Origin of the sequence: Thiomicrospira microaerophila (genome assembly GCF_000934765.1) — a bacterium.
Classification (GTDB): Bacteria; Pseudomonadota; Gammaproteobacteria; order Thiomicrospirales; family Thiomicrospiraceae; genus Thiomicrospira; species Thiomicrospira microaerophila.
Genome location: NZ_JYNN01000003.1, coordinates 118,116 through 144,549 on the forward strand (window position 1 = coordinate 118,116; position 26,434 = coordinate 144,549).

Annotated in this window: 28 protein-coding genes; 4 read left to right on the forward strand and 24 right to left on the reverse strand. The window is 46.0% G+C overall.

Annotation, left to right across the window (positions count from 1 at the left end; all coding sequences use genetic code 11):
* Positions 1 to 26: 26 nt before the first annotated feature.
* From glmM to rlmE, 4 genes are all read right to left on the reverse strand, one after another.
* Positions 27 to 1,367, reverse strand: a complete 1,341-nt coding sequence (glmM, locus tag NA59_RS02530) for a phosphoglucosamine mutase (protein ID WP_044407434.1) — start codon at positions 1,365 to 1,367, stop codon at positions 27 to 29.
* 28 nt (positions 1,368 to 1,395) lie between these two features.
* Entirely contained in the window at positions 1,396 to 2,208 is an 813-nt protein-coding gene (gene folP / locus NA59_RS02535; protein WP_044407437.1) for a dihydropteroate synthase, read from the reverse strand.
* Positions 2,209 to 2,274: 66 nt separating this feature from the next.
* Complete coding sequence (gene ftsH / locus NA59_RS02540; protein ID WP_083944874.1) at positions 2,275 to 4,224, reverse strand: ATP-dependent zinc metalloprotease FtsH; 1,950 nt, start codon at positions 4,222 to 4,224, stop codon at positions 2,275 to 2,277.
* 103 nt (positions 4,225 to 4,327) lie between these two features.
* Positions 4,328 to 4,945 (reverse strand): 23S rRNA (uridine(2552)-2'-O)-methyltransferase RlmE, encoded by a 618-nt coding sequence (rlmE, locus tag NA59_RS02545; RefSeq protein WP_044407441.1) that lies wholly within the window; start codon positions 4,943 to 4,945, stop codon positions 4,328 to 4,330.
* Positions 4,946 to 5,029: 84 nt separating this feature from the next.
* On the opposite strand from rlmE, the gene yhbY reads away from it, so the two are divergent.
* The gene (yhbY, locus tag NA59_RS02550) at positions 5,030 to 5,341 is read left to right on the forward strand and encodes a ribosome assembly RNA-binding protein YhbY (protein ID WP_044407634.1); all 312 of its coding nucleotides are present in this window, start codon (positions 5,030 to 5,032) and stop codon (positions 5,339 to 5,341) included.
* 10 nt (positions 5,342 to 5,351) lie between these two features.
* Here yhbY and NA59_RS02555 read toward each other — a convergent pair whose 3' ends face one another.
* The 15 genes from NA59_RS02555 to leuC all read right to left on the reverse strand — a co-directional run bounded on the left by NA59_RS02555 (position 5,352) and on the right by leuC (position 19,827).
* Positions 5,352 to 6,551, reverse strand: coding sequence for an O-succinylhomoserine sulfhydrylase (locus tag NA59_RS02555; RefSeq protein WP_044407443.1), 1,200 nt, complete (start codon positions 6,549 to 6,551; stop codon positions 5,352 to 5,354).
* Between the two features lie 9 nt (positions 6,552 to 6,560).
* Positions 6,561 to 8,084 (reverse strand): amidophosphoribosyltransferase, encoded by a 1,524-nt coding sequence (gene purF, locus NA59_RS02560; RefSeq protein ID WP_044407445.1) that lies wholly within the window; start codon positions 8,082 to 8,084, stop codon positions 6,561 to 6,563.
* Between the two features lie 125 nt (positions 8,085 to 8,209).
* Positions 8,210 to 8,725, reverse strand: a complete 516-nt coding sequence (locus NA59_RS02565) for an SPOR domain-containing protein (protein WP_044407449.1) — start codon at positions 8,723 to 8,725, stop codon at positions 8,210 to 8,212.
* Positions 8,718 to 9,974, reverse strand: a complete 1,257-nt coding sequence (gene folC, locus NA59_RS02570; RefSeq protein ID WP_052501410.1) for a bifunctional tetrahydrofolate synthase/dihydrofolate synthase — start codon at positions 9,972 to 9,974, stop codon at positions 8,718 to 8,720. The genes NA59_RS02565 and folC overlap by 8 nt, the downstream gene beginning before the upstream one ends.
* Positions 9,975 to 9,980: 6 nt before the next feature.
* Positions 9,981 to 10,829 (reverse strand): acetyl-CoA carboxylase, carboxyltransferase subunit beta, encoded by an 849-nt coding sequence (gene accD / locus NA59_RS02575; protein WP_044407452.1) that lies wholly within the window; start codon positions 10,827 to 10,829, stop codon positions 9,981 to 9,983.
* Positions 10,829 to 11,662, reverse strand: coding sequence for a tryptophan synthase subunit alpha (gene trpA / locus NA59_RS02580; protein WP_044407455.1), 834 nt, complete (start codon positions 11,660 to 11,662; stop codon positions 10,829 to 10,831). The genes accD and trpA overlap by 1 nt, the downstream gene beginning before the upstream one ends.
* The gene (gene trpB, locus NA59_RS02585) at positions 11,662 to 12,867 is read right to left on the reverse strand and encodes a tryptophan synthase subunit beta (protein WP_044407457.1); all 1,206 of its coding nucleotides are present in this window, start codon (positions 12,865 to 12,867) and stop codon (positions 11,662 to 11,664) included. Before trpB ends, trpA begins: the two co-directional genes overlap by 1 nt.
* A gap of 31 nt (positions 12,868 to 12,898) precedes the next feature.
* Positions 12,899 to 13,519 carry a phosphoribosylanthranilate isomerase gene (locus tag NA59_RS02590; RefSeq protein ID WP_198401034.1) on the reverse strand — a complete coding sequence of 207 codons (621 nt, stop codon included), beginning with the start codon at positions 13,517 to 13,519 and terminating at the stop codon, positions 12,899 to 12,901.
* Complete coding sequence (truA, locus tag NA59_RS02595; protein ID WP_044407463.1) at positions 13,516 to 14,301, reverse strand: tRNA pseudouridine(38-40) synthase TruA; 786 nt, start codon at positions 14,299 to 14,301, stop codon at positions 13,516 to 13,518. Before truA ends, NA59_RS02590 begins: the two co-directional genes overlap by 4 nt.
* A 3-nt stretch (positions 14,302 to 14,304) precedes the next feature.
* On the reverse strand, positions 14,305 to 15,324 hold the full coding sequence (locus NA59_RS02600; RefSeq protein WP_044407467.1) for an aspartate-semialdehyde dehydrogenase: 1,020 nt from the start codon (positions 15,322 to 15,324) through the stop codon (positions 14,305 to 14,307).
* 3 nt (positions 15,325 to 15,327) lie between these two features.
* Positions 15,328 to 15,756, reverse strand: a complete 429-nt coding sequence (locus NA59_RS02605) for a bactofilin family protein (protein ID WP_052501411.1) — start codon at positions 15,754 to 15,756, stop codon at positions 15,328 to 15,330.
* The gene (locus NA59_RS02610; RefSeq protein WP_044407470.1) at positions 15,678 to 16,637 is read right to left on the reverse strand and encodes a M23 family metallopeptidase; all 960 of its coding nucleotides are present in this window, start codon (positions 16,635 to 16,637) and stop codon (positions 15,678 to 15,680) included. Before NA59_RS02610 ends, NA59_RS02605 begins: the two co-directional genes overlap by 79 nt.
* A 9-nt stretch (positions 16,638 to 16,646) precedes the next feature.
* Positions 16,647 to 17,726: a 3-isopropylmalate dehydrogenase gene (gene leuB / locus NA59_RS02615; RefSeq protein ID WP_044407473.1), complete on the reverse strand. Its 1,080-nt coding sequence runs from the start codon at positions 17,724 to 17,726 to the stop codon at positions 16,647 to 16,649.
* Positions 17,727 to 17,752: 26 nt separating this feature from the next.
* Positions 17,753 to 18,403, reverse strand: a complete 651-nt coding sequence (gene leuD / locus NA59_RS02620) for a 3-isopropylmalate dehydratase small subunit (RefSeq protein ID WP_044407476.1) — start codon at positions 18,401 to 18,403, stop codon at positions 17,753 to 17,755.
* Positions 18,400 to 19,827 carry a 3-isopropylmalate dehydratase large subunit gene (gene leuC, locus NA59_RS02625; protein ID WP_044407479.1) on the reverse strand — a complete coding sequence of 476 codons (1,428 nt, stop codon included), beginning with the start codon at positions 19,825 to 19,827 and terminating at the stop codon, positions 18,400 to 18,402. The genes leuD and leuC overlap by 4 nt, the downstream gene beginning before the upstream one ends.
* A gap of 144 nt (positions 19,828 to 19,971) precedes the next feature.
* On the opposite strand from leuC, the gene queE reads away from it, so the two are divergent.
* Together queE and NA59_RS02635 are read left to right on the forward strand one after the other, a co-directional pair.
* Positions 19,972 to 20,607, forward strand: a complete 636-nt coding sequence (gene queE / locus NA59_RS02630) for a 7-carboxy-7-deazaguanine synthase (protein WP_044407482.1) — start codon at positions 19,972 to 19,974, stop codon at positions 20,605 to 20,607.
* 56 nt (positions 20,608 to 20,663) lie between these two features.
* Positions 20,664 to 21,281, forward strand: a complete 618-nt coding sequence (locus NA59_RS02635; protein ID WP_044407485.1) for a class I SAM-dependent methyltransferase — start codon at positions 20,664 to 20,666, stop codon at positions 21,279 to 21,281.
* Here NA59_RS02635 and NA59_RS02640 read toward each other — a convergent pair.
* Genes NA59_RS02640 through NA59_RS02655 form a run of 4 tightly spaced genes read right to left on the reverse strand, consistent with a single transcriptional unit; the run spans position 21,278 to position 25,391 of the window.
* Positions 21,278 to 21,979: an OmpA/MotB family protein gene (locus tag NA59_RS02640; protein WP_044407488.1), complete on the reverse strand. Its 702-nt coding sequence runs from the start codon at positions 21,977 to 21,979 to the stop codon at positions 21,278 to 21,280. The genes NA59_RS02635 and NA59_RS02640 overlap by 4 nt on opposite strands.
* 24 nt (positions 21,980 to 22,003) lie before the next feature.
* Positions 22,004 to 22,843, reverse strand: coding sequence for a motility-associated protein (locus NA59_RS02645; RefSeq protein WP_044407491.1), 840 nt, complete (start codon positions 22,841 to 22,843; stop codon positions 22,004 to 22,006).
* Between the two features lie 24 nt (positions 22,844 to 22,867).
* Positions 22,868 to 25,096 (reverse strand): DNA topoisomerase IV subunit A, encoded by a 2,229-nt coding sequence (parC, locus tag NA59_RS02650; protein ID WP_044407494.1) that lies wholly within the window; start codon positions 25,094 to 25,096, stop codon positions 22,868 to 22,870.
* Positions 25,097 to 25,109: 13 nt separating this feature from the next.
* Positions 25,110 to 25,391 (reverse strand): heavy-metal-associated domain-containing protein, encoded by a 282-nt coding sequence (locus NA59_RS02655; RefSeq protein ID WP_044407497.1) that lies wholly within the window; start codon positions 25,389 to 25,391, stop codon positions 25,110 to 25,112.
* 35 nt (positions 25,392 to 25,426) lie between these two features.
* On the opposite strand from NA59_RS02655, the gene NA59_RS02660 reads away from it, so the two are divergent.
* Positions 25,427 to 25,768 carry a PilZ domain-containing protein gene (locus NA59_RS02660; RefSeq protein WP_044407500.1) on the forward strand — a complete coding sequence of 114 codons (342 nt, stop codon included), beginning with the start codon at positions 25,427 to 25,429 and terminating at the stop codon, positions 25,766 to 25,768.
* Between the two features lies 1 nt (position 25,769).
* On the opposite strand, the gene NA59_RS02665 is transcribed toward NA59_RS02660, so the two are convergent.
* Complete coding sequence (locus NA59_RS02665; protein WP_052501412.1) at positions 25,770 to 26,354, reverse strand: mechanosensitive ion channel family protein; 585 nt, start codon at positions 26,352 to 26,354, stop codon at positions 25,770 to 25,772.
* Between the last annotated feature and the right edge of the window lie 80 nt (positions 26,355 to 26,434).

Consider the following 26,434-nt stretch of genomic DNA (forward strand, 5'->3'; position numbering starts at 1 on the left):
AAAACAAAAAAACAATATTGACAATTTCACGAAAAGGACTCTCTAACCTCAAAAGCTAGACGATTCGCTAACTTCATAGCTATTTCATCCGATGAACTTTCCACCATCACTCTAACCAATGGCTCTGTTCCAGAAGCTCTCACTAGCACTCTAACAGATTGATTAAATTCAGATTCTATTTCATGTATTGCTTTTTCGAGTGCCGGCGAGTCAGTAATTTTAAAAGGTTTAGTAATTGAAACATTTATTAACCTCATTGCAAATTTTTTAATCTCTTTTTGATAGTCGTGTAATTTTTTATTCTCTCTCACTAACACAGACAAAACCTGCAATGCCGCAATAATACCATCTCCTGTTGTCGATTTATCCAAACAGAGCACATGACCTGACCCTTCTGCACCCAGAACCCAATCACGCTCTTTGAGTGCTTGCATGACATAACGATCACCTACATTCGCACGAACAAAGCCTATACCCTTCTCTCTAAACGCATTCTCAAACGCCTTGTTGGTCATCAAAGTGCCGACCACGCCTGACTGACTTTGATAAAGGCCTGTTGCTAAAATATACAATATATCATCACCATCAAAAACACATGCGCGACTGTCTAGCATCATTAAGCGATCACCATCACCATCCAGCGCAATACCTAAATCCGCCCCCACCTCGCGCACCTTATTCTGCAACGCCAATAAATCAGTAGCACCACATCCTTGGTTAATATTGAGCCCGTTGGGTTGATCACCGATTACGGTCAGCTTTGCACCCAGCTCGCTGAACACCAGTGGCGCAACATGATAAGCCGCACCATGCGCGCAATCTAATACAATATGCAATCCATCCAGTTTTTTGGTTTCACGATAAGTGCTTTTACAAAACTCAACATAGCGCCCGGGCGCATCATTAACACGAATTGCGCGCCCGAGCTTGGCTAAATGATCCTGGGCTTGCCCCATCGACATAGGCTGCTCAAACGCCGCCTCAATAGCCCACTCCATCTCATCAGAAATTTTTAAACCTTGCGCATCGAAAAACTTAATACCATTATCATGATGAGGATTATGTGATGCGCTAATTACTATACCCAAATCGGCATGAAAGGTTTGTGTTAGATAAGCAACCGCTGGGGTTGGCATAGGGCCAAGCAGCATCACATCCACACCGGCATAGATCAACCCTGCCTCAAGCGCCGATTCAAACATATAACCAGAAATGCGCGTATCTTTACCAATCATCACCTTGCTTGCACCTTGTGATTTAAGCACACGCCCAACGGCCCAACCTAGTTTTAAAATTTGCTCGGGAGTCATCAACCCTTTACCAATGCGGTCACGAATACCATCCGTTCCAAAGTATTTTTTTGCCATCCACTTCCTGCCTTAACAGTTCAAAAAATTAAAGACCCAATGCATCAAGCAACGTTAACGCATCACAGGTTTGCTTAACATCATGCACTCGAACAATTTGAGCGCCTTGCTGCACGGCCAATACAGCGGCAACAACACTTGGCAGCATTCGCTGCTCCACAGACAGGCCGCCCAACAACTGGCCCAGCATTGATTTTCTTGACACACCGACTAGCACAGGGCACCCCAGGCTGGAAAAGTCTTGAAGACGTTTAAACAGCGTGAGATTATGCTCCAAGGTTTTCCCAAAACCAAAACCAGGATCAACCACTATCCGGTTTTTCGCTATACCTGCTAAGACACAGGCTTGGATACGCTGATTTAAAAAGTCGATGACATCTAGTACGACATTTGAATAGCGCGGTGACTGCTGCATCGTTTTAGGCAAGCCTTGTTTATGCATTAAACAAACGGATACCGTTGAACGTACTACCACATCCAGTGCTTGTGGCGATTGCAGCGCATTGACATCATTAATCATCGCTATAGGATACTTTAGCGCTTCAGCCATCACTTGCGCCTTATAAGTATCGACCGAAATAGGTATATCTGTTAAAGACTGTACAAGCTCAATCGCGGGGATCACCCGCTCCAATTCCTGCTCAACTGAAACAGCCTGTGCACCAGGCCGGGTTGACTCTCCACCGATATCTATAATATCAGCACCTTCACTAACAAGAGACACTATTCTGCGCTTGAGAGCATCCGATCCGACGTAACACCCCCCATCAGAAAACGAATCAGGTGTGACATTCAAAATCCCCATAATCTGAGGCTTGTGCGACGGCATAAAAGTTAACATGTTTTTTTCCAATAAAAAACCCGCTTATTCGCTACATACAAATAAGCGGGCAAACAAGCACAATGATTAATGCAACCTAGGTTCAGGCTCAGTCACATCCGACTGAGGCAGCTCACCCGACAAGTCATCCTCAACAAATGCTGACTCATCAACCGAACTCGCGGCATCATCAGGCTTTGTGCTTGGCTCTGTCCAATCCTTAGGTGCACCAGGCTCGCGCCCCTCCATGATATTTTTAATTTGTTCTGCATCAATTGTTTCGTACTGCATCAAGGCTTCCGCCATGATTTCCAATTTATCCTTGTGTGTGGTTAGAATATCTGTTGAACGCTTATAGTTATCATCAATAAGCTTTCGCACCTCACTATCAATTAACTTTGCTGTTTCGCCTGATACCGACGACAACTTTGAGCTACTCCCCAAGAAAGTTTGCTCTTCTTCTTCATATAATAAAGGCCCAAGCTTTTCTGACAAGCCCCACTTCATAACCATGCTGCGCGCCAGCTTGGTTGCACGCTCAATGTCATTACTTGCGCCTGTTGTTACTGAATCGGCACCAAAAATCATTTCTTCCGCTATACGACCGCCATACAGGCTAGACAACTGACTCTCTAGTTTTCGCTTACTATAGCTCCAAGAGTCTTCAACAGGTAAATACATGGTAACGCCCAATGCACGACCACGCGGAATAATACTCACCTTGTAAACAGGATCATGCTCTGGCACAAGATAACCTACAATTGCATGTCCAGCTTCATGATAAGCCGTCAAACGTTTTTCCGCCTCACTCATCACCATACTCTTACGCTCTACGCCCATTAGAATTTTATCTTTGGCACGCTCGAAGTGGTTTTGCGTTACCATGCGCTCACCCAAGCGGGCCGCAAATAATGCTGCTTCATTGACAAGATTCGCTAAATCAGCACCCGAAAAACCTGGCGTTCCTCGCGCAATTAAAGCCGGCTTTACATCCTCTGCTACTGGCACTTTACGCATATGCACCTTAAGAATTTGCTCACGGCCACGCACATCCGGTAAGCCAACCGTCACTTGTCGGTCAAAGCGACCAGGACGCAATAAAGCTGGGTCCAATACGTCTGGACGGTTAGTGGCCGCAATAACAATAATACCCTCATTGCCTTCAAATCCATCCATTTCTACCAGCATTTGGTTTAACGTTTGTTCACGCTCATCATTACCGCCGCCCATACCCGCGCCACGACTGCGACCGACAGCATCGATTTCATCAATAAAAATAATACATGGCGCATGGGCTTTAGCCTGCTCAAACATATCACGAACACGCGAGGCACCGACACCAACAAACATCTCCACAAAGTCCGAACCCGAAATAGTAAAGAAAGGTACTTTAGCCTCGCCTGCGATAGCCTTAGCTAATAAAGTTTTACCGGTACCAGGCGGTCCCACCATCAGCACACCACGAGGAATTTTCCCACCCAAATTTTGATACTTTTCGGGATCTCGTAAAAAGTCGACTAACTCAGATACTTCTTCTTTGGCTTCATCGGCACCGGCTACATCATCAAAGTTAACCTTGACCTGATCTTCAGATAGCATTCGCGCTTTACTTTTACCAAATGACATGGGGCCACCCTTACCCCCCAAGCCGCCACCCATAGAACGCATAAAGAAAATCCAAATAGCAATCAGCAACAACATCGGAAACCAAGAAATAAAAATCTGCATCAACAGGCCTTGTTTTTCTGGCGGCTGAGAACTGACCGTTACTCTGTTTTGCAATAAGTCACCCATTAACCCAGGATCACCAGGATTATAGGTCGTAAAAGCTTCACCATTGGCGTAAACACCACGAATAGTTGCACCCTCAATATTCACACGACTAACCTGGCCCTCACGCACTTGGTCAATAAATTTCGAGTAATCAAGCCGACTCGAAGTTTGATAGTTTGAGGCACCAAAATGATTAAACAACGACATTAATACCAGCGCAACCGCGGCCCAAATCAACATATTTTTTAACATATCGTTTTTCATTACCTTATTAAACTCCTGCAGCCCTAAGTTTTTTAAAATTCTTCTTCATTACGTGCGATTAATAATAACACGCTCAACGATACCACGCAAAATACTGCGCTCGCTATTTCTTGTTTATTCCTAATAGATAGATTTCCTTGCTTCTCGGTCTTGATGCTTTGGGTTTACGCGTCAACACTTTTGTGTACTTGGTTTTTAACTGCGCTAACAACGCCTCATAACCTTCACCCTGGAAAACCTTCATCAGCACATTACCACCTTGCTTTAAGACCTGGTCGGCTAACGCTACCGTCAACTCAACTAAATACATGGCGCGAGGAATATCGACCGCTTTATTGCCGCTCATATTGGGTGCCATATCAGACATCACTAAATCCACATCACGTCCAGCCAACGCATCAACTAACGCTTGATAAACATCATCATCACGAAAATCGCCTTGAATAAAACGCACACCCGCATAAGGCTCGACAGGCAAGATATCCAATGCAAACACCTCCCCCAGGTGCCCAACCTGATGCGCAGCCCACTGTGACCAACCACCGGGTGCCGCCCCCAAGTCAACGACCACCATGCCAGACTTGAACAAATGGTCCTTTTCATCAAGCTCTTGCAATTTGTAAATAGCACGTGATCGCCACCCCTCTTTTTGCGCCTTAAGCACGTAAGGATCATCAAAATGCTCTTGCAACCAACGTGAACTTGACTTCGTTCTTGCCATAAATTTAATTTACCTGAGGATTAATTCATCGAAAAGCGATGTTTTCCATTAAAATAAAGGTTTTCAACATTGAGTGAGTTATTTATGAAAACCAGCACCACCCTTTCCACCAACCAAAAGAAATATTTACGCGGCTTAGCTCATGGGCTAAATCCGATGATTATCATCGGCTCACAAGGCGTGACCGACAGTTTAATGGCTGAGCTTGAAAAAACACTCAATCACCACGAAATACTAAAAATCAAAATTGCGGCAGGTGAACGTGAAGATCGCAAGGGGGTTATCGAACACATTACCAAGATTTCACGCGCACAACTCGTGCAAAGTGTAGGTAAAATGTTCGTAATCTACCGTGCCCGCGCTAAGGATCCGCAACTCGAACTGCCTAAAAACTAATTTTAACTATCTAACCCGGATATTTAGCCGGGCTAAGCAACGCATTCAAGCCAGCTACCAAGTCGTTCTTAATATCCTCAACATCCTCCAACCCTACCGAAATCCTAATCAGGTTTTCAGTAATACCGGCTGCCTCACGCTCATTGGGTTCAACGCGAGAGTGTGTTGTACTGGCAGGATGCGTTATACTGGTTTTAACATCACCCAAATTCGCGGTGATAGAGAGCATTTTTGTTGCATCAATCACTGACCAGGCCTGGTCACGCCCTCCTTTTACACGAAAGCTCAACAACGCACCCGCACCCTTTTGTTGACGCTGCGCCAAGGCGTATTGAGGATGGGAACCCAATCCTGGGTAAAACACACGCTCAACAGCAGGGTGCTGACTTAACCATTCCGCCAACAGCTGGGCACGCAGGGTATGCGCTTCCATACGTATCGCTAAGGTCTCTAACCCCTTGATAAACACCCAGGCATTGAACGGACTCATTGTGGGACCCGCCGTACGTATTACCCCGCGCACATCCTCACCCACAATCGACTGAGAACCCACTATGGCCCCCCCCAAACAACGCCCTTGGCCGTCTAAAAACTTGGTGGCAGAGTGAATCACAATATCCGCACCCTGCTTTAACGGCTGCTGCAAAATCGGCGTACAAAAGCAATTATCAACAATCAGCAAAGCCTTTGCTTGGCTTGCCAATTGGCTTAAGCGCGCAATATCAGCCACTTCCGTTAATGGATTAGATGGCGTCTCCAGAAACAAGGCTTTTGTATTAGGCTGTATCGCCTCTGACCAAGCTTGGTAATCTGTTTGCGGGACAAAGCACACATCAATGCCAAACTTCTTTAAATAGTTATTAAATAAAACCTTCGTTGTACCAAATATACTCGCCGATGACACAATATGATCACCCGCGGAGAGCGTACCCATAAAGCAAGCTAAAATAGCAGCCATGCCTGAAGCTGTGGCGACACATGCCTCGCCCCCTTCCATGAGAGCCAGTTTATTTTCAAATGTTCGCACGGTTGGATTGGTAAATCTAGAGTACACATTACCCGGTTCTTCACCGCTAAAACGGTCAGCCGCTTGTTGGGCTGATTCATACACAAAACTTGAAGTTGGAAAAATTGCCTCGCTATTTTCTTGCTCATGTGTTCGGTCATAGCCAGCACGTATGGCTAAAGTTGCTAAAGTGTACGCTTCCAAAACCGCCTCCTAGTCCGCATTATTATTATGCAAACCCACTACTTCAGGTGCGGCATTTTTATGATTTGCTTTATTTGTGTCATTTCTTAAATGCGCAATAGCTTCCAGATACTCTTGCGTAATATCTCCAGTAACATATTCACCACTAAAACAAGATGTGTCAAAACAGCTAATATGCTCAGTACCGGCACCGACCGCATCAATCAAATCATCTAAATCCTGATAAATAAGCTTATCTGCACCTATATAAGCCGCAACCTCATCTACTGTTCGATTATTGGCAACCAGTTCACTTGCCGCAGGCATATCAATACCATAAACATAAGGATACCTGACGGGTGGCGCAGCTGAAGCAAAATAAACCTTGTTTGCACCCGCATCCCGAGCCATTTGAACGATTTCGCCCGAGGTGGTACCTCTAACAATCGAATCATCAACCAACAGCACATTTTTACCCTCAAATTCAAGATCGATCGCATTCAATTTTTGGCGAACGGATTTTTTGCGCTGCTGTTGGCCGGGCATAATAAAGGTACGACCAATATATCGGTTTTTAATAAAACCTTCACGATAAGGTTTATTAAGCATAGCCGCAAGCTGTAAAGCAGATGTACGACTGGTATCTGGAATCGGAATGACCACATCAATATCATGATCTTGCCAGTCTCGCTGAATTTTTTCAGCCATTTTTTCACCCATTCTAAGACGCGCTTTATAAACCGAAATATTATCGATCATCGAATCGGGTCTAGCGAAATAAACAAACTCAAAAATACAAGGGCTATAGCGTGGGTTATCATGGCACTGCTTAAAGAATATCTCACCACTTTGCTTAACCACCACCGCTTCACCCGGTGCGAGATCACGATAATGCTCAAAACCTAAACCATCTAACGCGACACTTTCTGAAGCCACCATATAGTCAATCCCTTTCGCCGTTTCACGCTTACCGACAATAATCGGGCGCAAGGCAAAAGGGTCACGAAACGCAAACAAGCCGACACCAGAAACCAGTCCTACTGCAGCGTACCCACCCTTAACGCGTTGATGCACACGACTGATCGCACTAAACACATCATCCTGATCAACAAACAACTTCTGTTTTTGCATCATTTCATGCGCAAACACATTTAATAAAACTTCTGAATCTGAATTGGTATTGAGGTGACGCTGATCTTGCTGGTAAATTTCTTTACTTAACTGATCTGCATTGGTTAGATTACCATTATGGCCCATTACAATGCCATAAGGTGAATTAACATAAAAAGGTTGCGCTTCTGAACTCGATGATGAGCCTGCCGTTGGATAGCGCACATGGCCTATCCCTATTGAACCATGCAAATCTCGCATATGACGTGTACGGAACACATCCTTAACTAAACCATTTTCTTTACGTTGATAAAAGCGACCTTGCTCATAGGTTACGATCCCTGCTGCATCTTGTCCCCGATGCTGAAGAATGGTTAATCCATCATAAAGCGCCTGATTTACAGATTCGCCACTCGCTGAAACGATACCGACTATGCCACACATGTTGAATACTCACTCAATGAATTTAAAAAACTGAACCGCTAAAATCTAAACGGGTCGTATATTATAACGAACAAACTTAATAATAGGCGACGATTGACACCTTACCAATAAGTAAAAGAGACTTATTACTGGGTAACTTTAACTATCACAGAATCAATGTTAAACTCGGCATCAAGCGCTTTCTTGGCTTCAAGTGCTTCATTTAAATGATTAAAAGGTCCAATCCTTACCGAATAGATACGTCTATCCTGTGTTGAAAAATCGCCAATTGTGGCCTGATAACGATTGGCTAGCTGATCCACCAACCGACTTGCCGACTGAGTATTACTATAAGAAGCTAACCTGACCCACCACTGCCCTAAAGGCTCGACCGATTTGGCTGGAGCTTCTATATGCGGCGTCACAGAGGACACAGTCGGCATTGACTTGTCTGGTGCAGGCACAGAGGACGTGTCAGCCGTCAGCTTAGCTGGCAAAAAAGCGTCAGGTAAGTTAGCGCTTTGCGCTACAGACTCAATCGTAAACAAATTTTGTTTTTGTACATAATCCACAGGACTGCCATACCAACTGGGCACAATAATAACCAGCAAACCCAACCAAACTATTGCGCCAGTCATGCGATATTTGGTGAGCTCATCCATCCAACTCACCCAATGCTTGTGAGATCGTGATAAACGAACCATACACCACCACTTGTGCGACAGCTAGGCTTTGCGCAAAGGCAATCGCAGCTTTCATTTGATGAAAGCTATCAATCTGCTGCTCTGGGATACCTGCCTGATGACAGATCTCGTTTAACACCGCCAAGGGTGTCGCGCGAGGGACCGCTAAATCGACCAGTATCCAGTGGTCGATGTGCGACTGCATCACCTTAATCATCGGCACTAAATCCTTATCGGCCAGACCCGCAAAAATCGCTAAACGTCTTGTGCGGGGTTGTTGCTCGATAAATTGCGCCAAAACACAAACAGACTGTGGGTTATGTGCCACATCGAACAGCCAGGCCTGGTTACCTAACGACATAGACTGTAAACGTCCAGGATGATGCAAACTCACCAACCCCTTACGCAAGCTAGCTTCTGTTAGCGCAACACCGGCAACCAATAGCAAGCAAACCACTCCCGCGGCGTTTTGACACTGAAAATCGCCCAATAATGCTGGCTTCGGCAACACCCATTGGATCTCTCCACAAGTAAACTGCCACTCTGTCGACAAAATTTTATAACAATAGGCCTGGTTGATTAAACGCAAATCCACGCCAAGGTTTCGCGCATGATTAACCAAAGACACAGGTGGATAAGGATCCGAACACACCGCCAAACGGTGAGGGCGCATAACCCCCGCCTTCTCAAAACCTATCGCCTCTCGATCGGTACCTAACCAATCTGCATGATCTATATCTATCGACGTGATCAAACAGGCATCCGCATCAACGATATTGACCGCATCTAAGCGCCCCCCCAAACCTACCTCAAGCACAACATAGTCCAAATCCGCTTGATTAAAAACAATCAACGCCGCAAGCGTGGCAAATTCAAAATAAGTTAACGTACATTGCGCGCTTGCCTGTTCGATCGCTTCGAAGGCTTGAATAATTTGAGTGTCACTCACATCGGCGCCATTGAGCTGTATACGCTCATTAAAACGTAAAATATGCGGCGATGTATAACTCCCTACACGATAACCTGACGCCAATAAAATAGACTGCAACATGGCGACTGAAGATCCCTTACCATTCGTACCGGCGACAGTAATTACAAACGGTGCCGGGCGCAAAACACCCAGTCGCTCTCCAACCGCACGAACACGATCTAAACCTAAATCTATTTCCTTGCTATGTAAATGAGACAGCTTATCAAGCCATCCTTCGAGGGTTAAAGACTCAGACATGATCAATCATTGCTTTAATAAAATTCGACAAATCGAAGCCAGTTCTTTGGCCATATGATGACGGTGAATAATACGATCTATTGCACCATGCTCCAGTAAAAACTCACTACGCTGAAAGCCTTCAGGCAACTTCTCGCGCACCGTTTGCTCGATGACACGCGGCCCAGCAAAGCCAATCAACGCCTTAGGCTCCGCGACATTTAAATCACCTAGCATCGCAAAACTTGCCGACACGCCCCCCATTGTAGGATCCGTCAAGACAGAAATATAAGGTAACCCCTGCGCACGCAAACGCCCTAATGCAGCACTCGTTTTTGCCATTTGCATCAAAGAGAACATCGCCTCTTGCATGCGCGCACCGCCACTAGCAGAAAAACAAATTAATGGGCAACGTCGCTCAATAGCCTCATTCACCGCACGTACAAACTTCTCACCGACCACAGACCCCATTGAACCGCCCATGAACTGAAACTCAAATGCAGCGGCCACCACTTCTAACCCTTGAATCTTGCCGACCTGCACGACTAAAGCATCTTTTTCACCCGTCGTTTTTTGGGCAATAGAAATACGATCCTTGTACTTCTTTTGATCCTTGAACTTAAGTACATCCACCGGTGAAACACCCGCCGCGACCTCCACACCCGTGCCTTCATCAAAAAAAGCATCTAAACGACGACGTGCCGTTAAACGCATGTGATGATCACACTTTGGACACACATCTTGATTTCGGTTCACCTCCGAACGGTACAGCACACTTTCACATTTAGGGCATTTAATCCACAACCCTTCCGGTACATTTTTTTTGCGCTCCGTTACCTGCTTAATGCTTGGCAATATTTTTTCAAACCAACTCATTATTCCTCCCCTTGATCCGCGCGCGCTATCGCTTGTTTGAATACCTGCATTTGATCGGCTAATGCCGACTTTAACGCCTGCTCGTCAGTTTGATACGTATCCACTAAACTGACCAATGCCGAACCAATAATCACCGCATCACCCAACTTAGCCATGCTATAGGCTGATGCCGCATCACGAATACCAAAGCCGATTCCAACTGGTAAATTCACCTTTTTCTTAAGCGTATCCACATGTGTAGCGACATCAGCCGCAATCGCGGTTCCCTTACCAGTCACACCTTTAAGAGAGACATAGTATACAAAACCACTGCCTAACTGATTAACGGCATCCAATCTCGATTCTGGGGTAGTTGGCGAAACCAAAAAAATACGCTCTAAACAATGCGCCTGCAAAGATTGCGCATAACCATCCGATTCTTCTGGTGGCATATCGACTGTCAGCACCCCATCCACACCCGCCGCTTGCGCTTGCTGGGCAAACGACTCAAACCCCATCGCCTCAACAGGATTTAAATACCCCATTAAAATCACAGGTGTATCAGTATCGGTTTTCCTAAACGCGCTCACCATAGCCAACACTTGCTTTAAGCTCACATGATAGGCCAAAGCGCGCTCTACCGCTTTTTGGATAACAGGACCATCGGCCATCGGGTCGGAAAAAGGCACGCCCAACTCAATTAAATCCGCACCCTGCGTCACTAAAAGTTGCATTAACTCGACCGTTAAATCTGGGTGCGGGTCACCGGCCGTAATATAAGGAATTAACGCCGTTTTATTTTGCTGTTTTAACTCTGTTAAACGCTGAGCAATGCGATTACTTGATCCACTCATTAGAATTCAAACCCTTCAATTTTAGCAATCGTATTCATATCTTTATCACCACGGCCTGACAAATTGACAATAATCGTTTGGTCTTTTGTCATCGTTGGCGCAAGCTTGCTTATATAGGCTAAAGCATGGCTGGTTTCCAAAGCAGGAATAATACCCTCAAGCTGCGTTAAATCTCGCCAGCCTTGCATCGCTTCATCGTCATTAATCGCCACAAATTCCGCACGCCCGATGTCTTTCAACCAGGCCAGCTCAGGCCCAACACCAGGATAATCTAGCCCGGCTGAAATAGAGTGCGTACCCATAATTTGACCATGTTCATCCTGCATCAAATAGGTACGGTTACCATGAAGCACACCCGGCTTACCTTTGCACAAAGGGGCGGCGTGCTCACCGGTTTCAAGGCCGTGACCGCCAGCCTCTACACCAATAATACGCACCGATTCATCAGGCAAAAACGCGTGAAACAATCCCATGGCATTCGACCCACCACCCACACAGGCGATGACCACATCAGGTAATCGCCCTTCTTTTTCTAAGTGTTGCTGCCTCGCCTCACAACCGATAATCGATTGAAAGTCACGAACAATCATCGGATAAGGGTGTGGACCTGCGACCGTACCTATAATGTAAAACGTATCATCCACATTTGTGACCCAGTCTCGCATCGCTTCATTTAATGCGTCTTTTAAGGTACGCGTACCTGACTCTACCGCAACAACTCGCGCACCCAACATTTTCATGCGGGCGACATTCGGTGCCTGGCGCACGACATCATCCGCCCCCATGTATACCACGCACTCCAACCCTAGACGCGCTGCCACCGTGGCACTTGCAACACCATGCTGCCCTGCGCCTGTTTCAGCGATAATCCGTGTTTTACCAAGATGCTTAGCCAACAAAGCCTGCCCAATCGTATTATTGATTTTATGTGCACCGGTATGATTAAGGTCTTCGCGCTTTAAATAGATTTTGGCACCCCCCAAACGCTCGCTCCAACGCTTAGCGTAATAAAGTGGAGATGGACGGCCTACATAATCTTGATAATCGGCGGTTAGTTCTTTAAGAAAATCAGGATCATGCTTTAAAGCTTGATACTGTTGCTTAAGCTCTTCCAAAGGGGCCATTAAGGTTTCAGGTGCAAACACACCACCATAGGGACCAAAGTGCCCCTTGTCATCGGGAAACTGTGCAAAATCTATCGTCATTGAATTCTCTCACCATCCTACACACAAATCGCTAGATTTGTGTTTGATTAATAAACTGCTGAATTTTATCAGCTGACTTTATTCCTTTTTCGGCTTCTACACCACCACTTACATCCACAGCCCAAACACCCGTTTCAGCCATAGCGCTTGCGACATTTCCGGGCGTTAACCCCCCCGCAAGAATCAGCGGCATCGAGAAAGATCGTGGTACCCATTGCCAATTAAAGGCCTCCCCCGTACCACCGGGTACACCCGGTTTATAGGTATCGAGCAGCAAGCCTTTGGCATCGTAATAGCTGGCGCTAATCGCCAGCAAGTCTGTTGCAGGCTGCATCGCAATCGCTTTAATATAGGGGCGTGAAAACTGACGACAAAACGCCGCCGATTCTTGCCCGTGAAACTGCAGCAAGTCAACCTTCACCTGCTCAATAACCTGGTTAACTAAATCAATCTCAGGATCCACAAATAAAGCGGTCGTCGTCACAAAGGCAGGCAAGTGCTTGACCAGCTCAACGGCTGCTTCTACGGATACCGCCCTTGGACTCGGCGGGTAAAATACCAAACCTACAGCATCTGCACCCGCATCCGCAACGGCACGCATATCCTGCGCACGCGTAATGCCGCAAATTTTTACCCGTGTTCTATGTATCACTGCCAAAGCACCTCATTGGGTTCAATTAATGGTATAGCAAACTCATCAGGATAAAATGCATTAACAAAGTATAATCCAGCCGCCGGTGCTGTCACCGTTGCCTTGGTGCGATCCTTTAATGCCAACAGCGTGGCAACCCAACTCGGTTCAACCTGCCCACGCCCAACCTGCATCAACGTACCCGCAATGTTTCGAACCATATGATGCAAAAAGGCATTGGCTTTAATATCGATAAACACAAAATCACCGCGACGACTGACTGCCACCTGCTGAACCTCTCGCCGAGGATGGGCGGCTTGGCAGCCAGCCGCACGAAAAGATGAAAAGTCCTGCTCACCCATCAATGCCTCCGCCGCCTCTTGCATTAAATCAACATCGAGATACTGGCGCTCCCAAGTCACCCGTGCCGATAAAATAGCACTTGGCCTTGGACGATTAAAAATCACATAACGGTAAGCGCGCGCCAATGCGCTAAAACGCGCATGAAACGTATGAGCAACCTCAGTAACCCAGCTAATACGCACATCATCTGGAAGCCGCGTATTCACGCCTTCGACCCAAGCATTTAACGGGCGCTTAGCCTCTGTTTCAAAATGCACAACCTGACCAATAGCGTTGACGCCTGTATCGGTTCGGCCAGCGCAAAAAACCTCGATCGGCTGATTGGCAACAAAACGTAACGCAGCCTCAACCTGCGCTTGTACAGATGCACAATGGTGTTGCTTTTGCCAGCCACAATAAGCATGACCAAGATACTCAACGCCTAGCGCCAATTTGTACATAGTTTAAAGATACTTTTCAATCAACAGTTCAGCGATCTGGACAGTGTTCGTCGCCGCGCCCTTGCGTACGTTATCGGCCACGACCCAAAGATTCAAGCCATTTTCACAGGAAATATCCTCGCGAATACGCCCTACATAAACAGGATTGGTGTTGACTGCATCGCTAACAGCGGTTGGATAACCACCATCCTTGTGTTCATCAATCACAACCAGGCCGGGTTGTTGAGCAAACAACTCCTTTGCCTGCTGTGCTGTAATTTTCTTTTTAGTTTCAATGTGCACGGCTTCACTGTGTCCAAAAAATACAGGGACACGCACCGCCGTCGGGTTAACTTTGACACCATCATCACCTAGAATTTTCTTTGTTTCCCACACCATTTTCATTTCTTCTTTGGTGTAGCCATTTTCCATAAACACATCAATCTGAGGAATGCAATTAAACGCAATTTGCTTAGGATAAACCTCACACTCAACCGGTTTTAAGTTCATGATATCGGCAGTTTGCTTGGCCAACTCCTCAATCGCTTCTTTACCTGTGCCTGATACGGCCTGATAGGTTGCCACATTAATGCGATCAATACCCACCGCATCATAGATAGGCTTCAAGGCAACGAGCATCTGAATAGTTGAACAGTTTGGATTCGCAATAATACCTCGTGTTTTGTAACCCGCAATAGCATCGGGGTTGACTTCAGGTACAACCAAGGGAATATCATCATCATAACGAAATTGCGATGTATTATCCACGACAACACAGCCGGCCGCCGCGGCTTTTGGTGCATAAATGGCCGATACACTAGCACCGGGCGAAAATAAACCAATTTGCACTTGTGAAAAATCAAAAGTCTCTAGATCTTGGACCGTGATCCATTCACCGTTAAACTCAATCTTTTTACCGGCAGAGCGGCTACTTGCTAAAGGGTATAACTTGCCAACAGGAAAATCACGCTCCTCTAGCACCTTCATAATTGTCTCACCTACTGCGCCGGTCGCGCCGACTACCGCAACATCATACTTTTTCATCGATTACACCTTTTCATTTTCGGTTTTTTTTGACTCAATCTGACCTACTTCACCATCAAATAATGCCGTTGTGTCAGCGTCGGGCTGCTCAAACGATTGCCCAATGAATTTGCCACCACGCTCAATCGTCAATTCACCACTAATTAATTCACCTAAAAAACGACCATTGCTCAAAACCTCAAGACCCTGGCAACGCACCTTACCTTCAAGACAGCCACTCAAATAAATCACTCTTGCTTGAACTAGCCCATTAATCTGACCATTTTGACCTACGGAGATATCTAATGCTGTTTGAACAGAGCCTTCAATCCTACCATCAACATGTAATGAACCCGCTAACTGTAAATCACCGGTTATGGTGCAGCTTTCGGCGATAATTGTCTTTCCACCATCTCCACTTGATTTCGTATCGCTTGACTTAAAGAGCCCCATGGCACCCCCTCAATAGATTCAAAAATTTTCTCATACTCCTCCATAGACCACTGCACAAAAGGTGCAGGGTTAAGCTTTCTTTGTACAAAATTAACCTCATAATGCAAATGCGGCCCTGTGGACACGCCGGTACTGCCAATACCACCTAGCAGATCACCCTTTTTAATAAAATCCCCGGTTCTAACATTAATAGTATGCATATGGCCATAAAAGGTCTTAAAGCCAAAATCATGACTTACAATAACCAAGTTTCCATATCCACTTCCTCGGTTATAGCCTGCAAATTCGACAACCCCATCCGCGGTGGCAATAATCGGGTCGCCTTGCTTGCCACGATAATCAATACCGTTATGAAATTCACGTGTTCCACGCACAGGATGTGTACGCCAACCAAAACCACTTGAAACACCTTGAAATATAGCTACAGGACGTCCATTCGGAATACGTTCGAGCATAATTTGTTTTTCAAGCGTCGTCATTTGCACCAACTTCACTCTGTCTTCGATGGCCACAGCGTCTTCGCGAGGCTCACCGCCGATCAAGTCCTCAAGGCCTTGAAGCGTTTGATCTAAGAAACCAATTTGCTGTGCCTTTAACTCTAACTCATAGATTAGGGCTGATTTTTCAGCAACTAAACTTCTATATTCCTTGCGTTTGAATTCAAGTGCAGTCAAAAATGAGCTTTCTGCATCATGGCGTATTTGCTCTAACTCATCCAAACTTTTATTTAACCACCATACGGTCGCAAAACTGAATAGAATGACGGCTATAATAGCCAACACCACTACCCAGAGATACCTTTTAACAACATGGCCAAACGAATAATGCTTAGAACCATGTATATCAGTAATCGTAATGGTAAAATGGTGCCTAGAAGCCATGATACTAGTTTACTTTGCTAGGACATTAACCACAGCCTGCCCCATTTCCGAAGTAGATACCTTCGTCATACCTTCAGAATAGATATCACCGGTGCGTAAACCTTGATCAAGTACCTCACTGACCGCCGACTCCACCTTAAGCGCTAGGTCTTCACGCCCTAAACTATAACGCAACATCATGGCGGCAGACAAAATGGTAGCTAGCGGATTAGCAAGATTTTTTCCTGCAATATCCGGCGCTGAACCATGACTAGGTTCATACATACCTTTATTATTAGCATCTAAAGAAGCCGAAGGCAACATCCCTATCGAGCCCGTTAGCATCGAAGCCTCATCCGAAAGAATATCGCCAAACATATTCCCTGTTACAACCACATCAAACTGCTTTGGATTACGCACTAACTGCATAGCCGCATTGTCAACATACATATGACTTAACTCTACTTCAGGGTACTCCTTAGCCAAGCCCGTCATCACCTCACGCCACAACTCAGTCACCTCAAGCACGTTTGCCTTGTCCACTGAACAAACTTTTTTGTTACGCTTCATCGCCGCCTGGAACGCAACGTGACCAATACGCTTGATCTCAGACTCCGAGTACACATACGTATTATAACCCTGACGCTCGCCACTATCTAAAGTACGAATACCGCGCGGCTGACCAAAATAAATACCCCCTGTCAACTCACGAACAATCAAAATATCCAACCCAGACACAACCTCTGGTTTCAAGGTAGAGGCATCGGCTAGCTGTGGATACAAGAAAGCTGGACGCAGATTGGCAAACAATTGCAAACCTGAGCGTAAGCCTAATAAACCTTTTTCAGGCCGCACAGAAATATCAAGCGCTTCCCATTTATAGCCACCGACTGCACCCAATAAAATGGCATCGGCCTCTTTGGCCGCTTGCATTGTCGCTTCTGGCAATGGATGGCCTGCAGCATCATAGCCTGCCCCCCCCACCAAACCCTCGGTCATTTCAATATCCAAACCGTGGTTTGACTTTAATACATCCAACACCTTGACGGCTTGAGCAACAATTTCAGGCCCAATGCCATCACCGGGTAATAACAATACTTTTTTTGACATATCTAATCCTACGAATATTTAATGAGTTATTGAGTTGAAAACAACCAAGGCGCCTGCTCTCTACGCTTGGCTTCGTATTTTTTAATCGCATCTTGATGCACCAGTGTTAAGCCTATATCATCCAAACCATTTAATAGGCAGTGACGACGGAACGCATCCACTTCAAAACAGATTTGAGTGCCATCCGCCAGCGTAATCGTTTGCGCGGTTAAGTCGACATCCAGCTGATAACCCGCCTGAGCCATAACCTGCTTAAACAGGCTATCTACCAAGGCCTCAGGCAACACAATCGGCAAGATACCGTTTTTAAAGCAGTTATTGAAAAAAATATCCGCAAAGCTCGGCGCAATCACTACATCAAATCCATAGTCTTTTAAAGCCCAAGGTGCGTGCTCACGACTCGATCCACAACCAAAATTTTCACGCGCTAATAAAATTTTAGCACCCTGATAGCGCGACTGATTTAATACAAAGTCTGGATTAATCGGACGCCCCGCGCAATCCTCTCCAGGCTCACCGACATCTAAATAGCGCCACTCATCAAATAAATTAGGCCCAAAACCGGTGCGTTTGATTGATTTTAGAAACTGTTTTGGAATAATCGCATCCGTATCAACATTCGCGCGATCCAAGGGCGCAACAATCGCTTTTAACTGGGTAAATAATGTCAAACTCATTGCACCACCTCCACTAGATCACGCACATCGACAAAATGCCCTGCGACCGCAGCCGCAGCCGCCATTTGCGGACTCACCAAATGGGTTCGCCCACCCGCACCCTGACGTCCTTCAAAGTTACGATTAGACGTCGATGCACAATGTTTTTTAGCCGGCAAACGATCGGCATTCATCGCCAAACACATCGAGCAACCTGGATTACGCCACTCAAACCCCGCCTCAATAAAAATCTGATCCAAGCCTTCGGCTTCGGCTTGTTGTTTGACTAAACCAGAGCCAGGCACCGCCAGCGCCTGCTCAACACTCGCCGCGACCTTACGTCCTTTGAGCACTTGTGCAGCGGCACGTAAATCTTCAATCCGTGAGTTGGTGCATGAACCAATAAACACATAATCAACTTGAATATCTTGGATCGCCATATTCGGTGGCAACCCCATATACTCAAGCGCGCGCGAAATACCCGCTGACTTGACAGGGTCCGCCTCCAGAGCAGGATCAGGTACGCGATCATGTACAGAACCAACCATTTCCGGTGAAGTACCCCAAGTGACTTGCGGCTGAATCCTCGAACCGTCCAACTCAACGACCTTATCAAATACCGCATCCTCATCGGACTTCAGGTTTGACCAATAGGCAACGGCCGCCTCCCAATTATCGCCTGTTGGAGCAAAAGGGCGACCCTTTACATACTCAATCGTTCTGTCATCACAAGCCACCAAACCCGCTCTTGCACCCGCCTCTATCGCCATATTACACACGGTCATGCGCCCTTCAATTGACATATCACGCATCACTTGACCACCAAACTCTAACGCATAACCTGTTCCACCTGCTGTGCCTATCGCACCAATAATAGCGAGCACCACATCCTTAGGACCAACCCCGGGTTGCAACTGACCATCGACACGCACCAGCATGTTTTTCATTTTTTTCTGAATTAAACATTGTGTCGCCAACACATGCTCAACCTCAGACGTGCCTATCCCGTGTGCTAATGCGCCGAGCGCGCCATGGGTAGATGTATGCGAATCACCGCAGACCACAGTCATACCCGGCAAGGTCGCGCCAGACTCAGGGCCCACCACATGCACGATACCCTGGCGGACATCCCCCATCCCATATTCCGTAATACCAAACTCGCGGGTATTGCTATTGAGCGTTTGTACTTGAATACGCGAGATAGGGTCTTCAATACCGTCTACTCCGCCTTCAAGACTCGTAGTAGGCACATTGTGATCCGGTGTTGCCAAATTTGCATCAACACGCCAAGGCTGACGGTTGGCTAAACGTAATCCCTCAAAGGCTTGCGGCGACGTCACTTCATGTAAAAGTTGACGGTCAATGTAGATGAGTGCTGTGCCATCATCCTCTTGACGCACCACATGGTCATCCCACAATTTATCGTAAAGTGTTTTTCCTGCCATAGTCTTTAGTCGCTCGTTCAATATTGTTTTATGATGTTGTCATCAATGTTGCATTGTTTAAAATAACTTAAAATTATATCATTTCATCCATTGATTAAACGAGTAAAATACTCGGCATTTACCAAGCAAAATAAAATAATTCCTATGAGCTATCAAATAAAAGAGGTGTTTTACTCCCTCCAAGGCGAAGGTTTTTACACTGGACGACCGGCTATTTTCTGTCGTTTTAGCCAGTGTAACCTTTGGACAGGCCGCGAAGCGGATCGAAAAAATGCGGTTTGTGCGTTTTGCGATACCGACTTTGTAGGTACCGATGGACAAAACGGTGGACGGTTTTCAACCCCACAAACACTCGTCACACACCTTAAATCCTTCTGGCCACAAGCAACACAACAACCCCCCTTTATCGTATTAACCGGCGGCGAACCTCTTTTGCAGCTTGACACCTTACTGATCAATGCACTGCATCAACAAGGTTTTGAAATCGCTATTGAAACCAATGGTACCAAAACCGCACCGCCAGATATTGATTGGATCTGCGTCAGCCCAAAAGCAGGCGCACCCTGGCTATTAACCGAGGGAGATGAACTGAAGCTTGTTTATCCACAACCCGGTTTAATGCCGGACGATATCACGCTCAATGGATTTAAACACTACTACCTCCAGCCAATGGATGGCGAACATCAGCAACACCATTTGCAGCAAGCGATTGCCTATTGTTTGGCACACCCGGACTGGAAACTCAGCTTACAAACTCATAAAATCATGCAAATTGACTAAACATAGGCTGTCGAGTGACCAGGCCTGGTCACTCGACAGCCTTAAAAGGACTTCTAATGTGGAATGAAAAATATGATCGCGATGACTTTTTATACGGCACAGAACCTAATGAATTTTTACGCATAGCCAGCCTAGTTCTGCCAGAAAACGCCAATATTTTAAGCTTGGCGGAGGGTGAAGGGCGTAATGCATGTTATTTAGCACAACAAGGCCACCAAGTGACCGCTATCGATGCCTCCGAAGTGGGCTTAGAAAAAGCACAAATTTTAGCCGAAGCGCAAAATGTTACGATCACGACGCAACTGGCCGATTTAAATAGCTATGATATGGGCACTGAACAGTGGGATGCTATTATCGCTATTTTCTGCCATTTAGCACCCAGGCTAAGACAAAAAGTAGCTAAACAGGTCATTAAAGCCCTCAAGCCCGGCGGATTTTATATTTCTGAAGTCTACGCAAAAGCGCAACTTCAACATAATACGGGAGGCCCTAAAGACCCTGACCTGCTGATTGACTTAGTGGAGATACAACAATCTATGCCACAGTTTAACTGGATTCATGCCGAACAAACTGAAAGGGAAATACTAGAAGGGACGGGACACACAGGTATTGGCTGGGTAAGCCAAGTCATTGCCCAAAAACCAATAGGCAATCCGACAAGACCTCGGACTTAAGGTCGCTGGCGCGGACGGCCGGTCTTATCGACCATAATAATAACGCGCCGATTGAGTGAGCGTCCATACGCATTGTCATTGGGCGCCACCGCATCATTATCGGCACGCCCCTCAATAGTGATCAAATCACGCTCAACCCCCATAAAAATAAATGTACGCGCAACGGTCGCGGCACGTGAAGCAGACAATTCCCAGTTTGAAGGAAATTGTAGCGTATTAATTGGCAAACTGTCTGTATAACCCGTAATCCTAATCAACTGCCCTCGACCGGCAAGGGTTTCACCCAGCAGCTCCAACTGCAAGCGCGTACGCTCATTAATCGTAGCACGCCCACTTTCAAAAAAACTGTCTGAGCGTAACGTAATTTTAGTGAACTCTGGCGTATCTTCAATATCAATATCCTTAGGGTCCACCCTTGACATCGCTTGTTGAATTTCCGCTGTTGAAGCCGGCGGTTTAAGATCGAGTGGATTAAGCTCTTCACCACGAATACTGGCTTCTTGCTGTTGAATAACCGATGACTTCTCTCCAAGCAACGAATCCACGAACGCATCACGATCACCAGGGTCAACCACTGAAATCAGCCACATCACCAAAAAAAACACCATTAACACCGTCATTAGATCGGCAAGTGCTATTTTCCACGAGCCACCATGCGCGCCCCCTTCATCATGTCCACCGCCTCGACGCCTCGCCATTAGCGCATCCCCTTATGCATGCTACTACTTTCTGGGCAATTCATATTCAGGAGGGATACGTTGACGTGCGATTTCAATCGCTAGATTAGGCGATACACCGTTTGCATAAGCATGCAAATAAGCCGCCACCATTTCAAGCAATGCTTTTTCTTGGCGATTCATTACCTCGAGAAAATGCGTAAACGGCGCCACAAACGCAAACGCCAAGAAAATACCCATCAGCGTTCCCACTAAAGCCGCTCCAACAGATTGCCCGATTAACCCCACATCCATCTCACCACCGAGCAAGGTCATCGTCATGATAACCCCCATAATCGCCGCAATTATCCCAAAACCTGGCATCCAATCCGCGATTTTACCTGTTGCCCTAGGCACCTCCATCAAAGAGTTATAGATGCCATCGATTTGGTCTAACAAATGGCCTTCAAAATCTTGACTCTGAGGCGGGTTAAGCAACAAATAACTAAAGTTATCAACAATAAATTTCTTTAAAATACGATGCTTTAGCACCTTGGGATACTTACGAAAGATAGGACTCGCATCAGGTGTAAGCACATGCTTTTCAAGCGCCAGCATACCGCTTGCACGCCCCAATCGGACCAATTCATCCAAAACAGCAAGCGTATCGCCATAGATTTTCTTGTTAACCCGCTCACCGCCAAAAATGCGTCCAACACTGGTAATCGTTGCCATCCAGACATAGACTGGCGCCGACAACAAAAAAGCCCCTAACGCAATACCTAAAATAACAACCAACTCAGCTGGATGCCATATCGCAGCTAGGTTGCCACCCATTAACAAAAAACCACCTAAAAAGCTAAGCAGAATTACAATAATGCCAAAGGGCTTAGTTAATGTCGTCATGTATTTATTTCACATTATTCATTTTTAATCAGCCACTCGTATCAAGGTTACTTTCTTTAATGTTCTAGGCAAAGTAACACCGCGCTTTGCTCTTTCTGACAAGGCCTCCGCTAACGCGGCTGGACTAAAGCTTTTTACATAATCACCCGCAACCAATTCAAGTTTAGCTGTGGTTGCGCAGCTAAACACCGCATTGACCTGCTCCCCCTTAGGCAACTGAATTAACTTATTGCCCTTACCTTTTGCCAGTTCCGGCAAGGATTGAGCAGGAAAAACCAACAATCTCGGTTCAGAAGTCACCACAACAATCCAACCCTGCTCAACCCACTTACAAGGCATCAACACCCGCGACTCCTTCGCCAATGATATCAATAACTTACCTGATTTTGTTTTCGACAACAGATTATTGAATCCAGTGACAAACCCATAACCTGTGCTCGAGGCCAGTAAAACCTTATCAAGACTTTCACCGATATACAATTGCTCAACGCGCGCACCGGCGGGCAAACTGAGTCGTCCAGATAAAGGCTCACCATGACTCCTCGCCGATGGCAAACTATGCCCTGGCAAACTATAAGTGCGCCCTGTTGAGTCGAAAAACACCGCTGTCTGTCGGCTATGACCTAAAACCTGAGCCAAAAATGCATCACCGGATTTGTAGCTTAACTGCCGTCCATCCGTATCATGCCCTTTCGCGGCACGCACCCAACCGTTTTCTGACAACACCACCGTGATAGGTTCAGAAGGGAGTAAATCTTGCTCACTCATCGCCTGTGCCGCCTTTACCGTGACTAAAGGCGAACGTCGCGCATCACCAAACAAACGCGCATCCTCAAGTAACTCTTTTTTAACCAAAGTCTTAAGCCGCGCTTCACTTGACAATAAACGTTCAAGCTTTTTACGTTCCGCATCAAGCGCCTCTTGCTCAGCACGAATTTTCACCTCTTCCAGCTTCGCAAGATGACGTAACTTCAGCTCTAAAATCGACTCCGCTTGCATGTCACTAAGCGCAAAACGTGCCATCAATACCGGTTTAGGCTTATCTTCGCTACGAATAATCGCAATCACTTCATCAATATTCAAAAAAGCAATTAATAAGCCATCTAAAATATGTAAACGGGCCAACACCTTATCAAGCCGATGCTGTAAACGTCGACGCACCGTTTCTATGCGATAAACCAACCACTCCGTTAACAAGGTTCGCAGGTTTTTCACCTGTGGGCGCCCATTTAAGCCTATTACATTTAGATTCACCCGGTAACTGCGTTCTAAATCTGTGGTAGCAAATAAATGACGCAGGGTAGCGTCAATATCAACGCGCTTAGAGCGCATCTCAATCACCAGTCGAGCGGGGTTTTCATGGTCCGATTCATCACGTAAATCCACGACCATAGGTAATTTTTTCGCACGCATCTGCGTAGCGATCTGCTCCAATACCTTTGCACCCGACACCTGAAACGGCAGCGCATTAATCACGACATTCACCCCGTCCTCAACCTCATAAGCCGCACGTTGACGAAGCGAACCATGCCCTGTTTTATAAATTTGAGCAATGTCATCCAACGGCGTAATAATCAGCGCTTGATTCGGATAGTCCGGCCCTGGCACCAACTCAAACAGCGCTTCATCCGTCAAGGTCGGTCGGTCGATCAAGGCCACACAGGCATCAATAATTTCGACCAAGTTGTGTGGCGGAATATCGGTCGCCATACCCACAGCAATGCCTGAGGTACCATTTAACAAAATGTGCGGCACACGCGAAGGCAACACCTGAGGTTCAGATAACGAACCATCAAAATTAGGCACCCAGTCAACCGTTCCCAACCCAACTTCATCCAGTAACAATGCCGAAAATTTTGAGAGCTTTGATTCCGTGTAACGCATCGCCGCAAAGGACTTGGGGTCATCCATCGACCCCCAATTACCCTGCCCATCGACCAAAGGATAGCGGAAAGAAAAATCCTGTGCCATTAACACCATCGCTTCGTAACAAGCACTATCCCCATGCGGATGAAACTTACCCAGCACGTCACCCACCGTCCTGGCTGATTTTTTATATTTTGCCGAAGCCTTTAATCCCAACTCTGACATGGCATAAATAATGCGACGTTGTACCGGTTTGAGACCATCGCCAATATGCGGTAACGCTCTATCAAGGATGACGTACATGGCATAGTCAAGATAGGCTTTTTCAGTGAAGCGAGCAACGCTTTGTTGCTCGATCCCTTCATAATTGATGATTTCCTGAGACACGCTAATCCTTTTATTAATCTTTTGCGATCTTACCTAGTGCACAGCTTACCAATGATTTTGCTTTTGCGCCAACAGATTCAAGTCCATCCACACTCCCTTTTTCAGGGTAACCTAACTTGGCCAGCCGATACTTTACCTCCTCAACCAGACTAGGCGGTTGTATTACAAAGTCAACCGTGCTTTTTTCAACATCTACTCTGACATCGCTTACACCCTTTAATGCGCTTATTTTTGATAGAATAGTATGTGCACAACCGCCACATTTTATATTTTCAACATAAAGTGTATGCTGCATATCTTCACCCCTAACAATTAAATTTGGAACCCAAAATGAACCATAGCCTTATGGGCGCAGACAAAAGACGCGCGAAACGAGCCAACCTAGACAAACAAGCGACGATGCTTATCGAGCAAAAACAGCTGAGCGTTCGAGTGGTCAATATCTCCACGATCGGACTAGGCATTATTAGTCCAATACAACTTGAAGCTCAAACATACATAGCTATTCGCCTTGAACTGCTGCTAAATAACCAACAGATCCCACTTCATCTCGCGGGCCACGTTGTTCACACAACGGCAGTACAAACCCAATTTCTGGTAGGTATCGAGCTTGATAAGCCTAGCGAGTACTGCCAACGCATCATACATCAATATGTAACACAACACCGCTAAGCTAAAGCTGTTTTTGCTTTGCACGGCCCAACCAGGTCTTAGTACTTTTGTCAAGCTTACCTGCTGCATTCGGTTTTATTTTTTTAACCGGCTTTTGCAATAACAAATTATTTGGGAACACGAGAATATCTTGCTGACTATCTTTAAGGTGTATTTGAAACAAACCAATTTCAACCAACTCACCCTTCACCGAATTTACACCATCAATGATTTCTATTGTATCGCCCACTTTTGCAGGAAAGTTAAAAAATACAATCACACCCGATGTCAAATTACTCAAAATAGACCATTGGGCAAATAAGGCAACACCCAGTACCGCCAGCACAGAAGTTGTAACAACCCAAAGCCCTTTATAATCCACACCCCAAACCATCGAAATGGCAAAAACCAACACAACCGATAAAATAATTTTAAACAGCCAGACAACCTGCTCAACCCTATTTTTGTGTTTTTTATGCTCCGATGCCCAGTCACGTATCAGCGACGAGGTAATGCGAAGTATAAAAAAATAACCCAACACCACCAAAAGCGTTAAAAACGATTGAATTAACCAACGATACTCAATCAACATTGAATTTTCAGACATGATTTCGTTTTCCAAACACCTAAGTACCTGTGGGACAAAAGCCAGACTTTTTCACTTCGACCGGTTTAGTCCGACAGTCT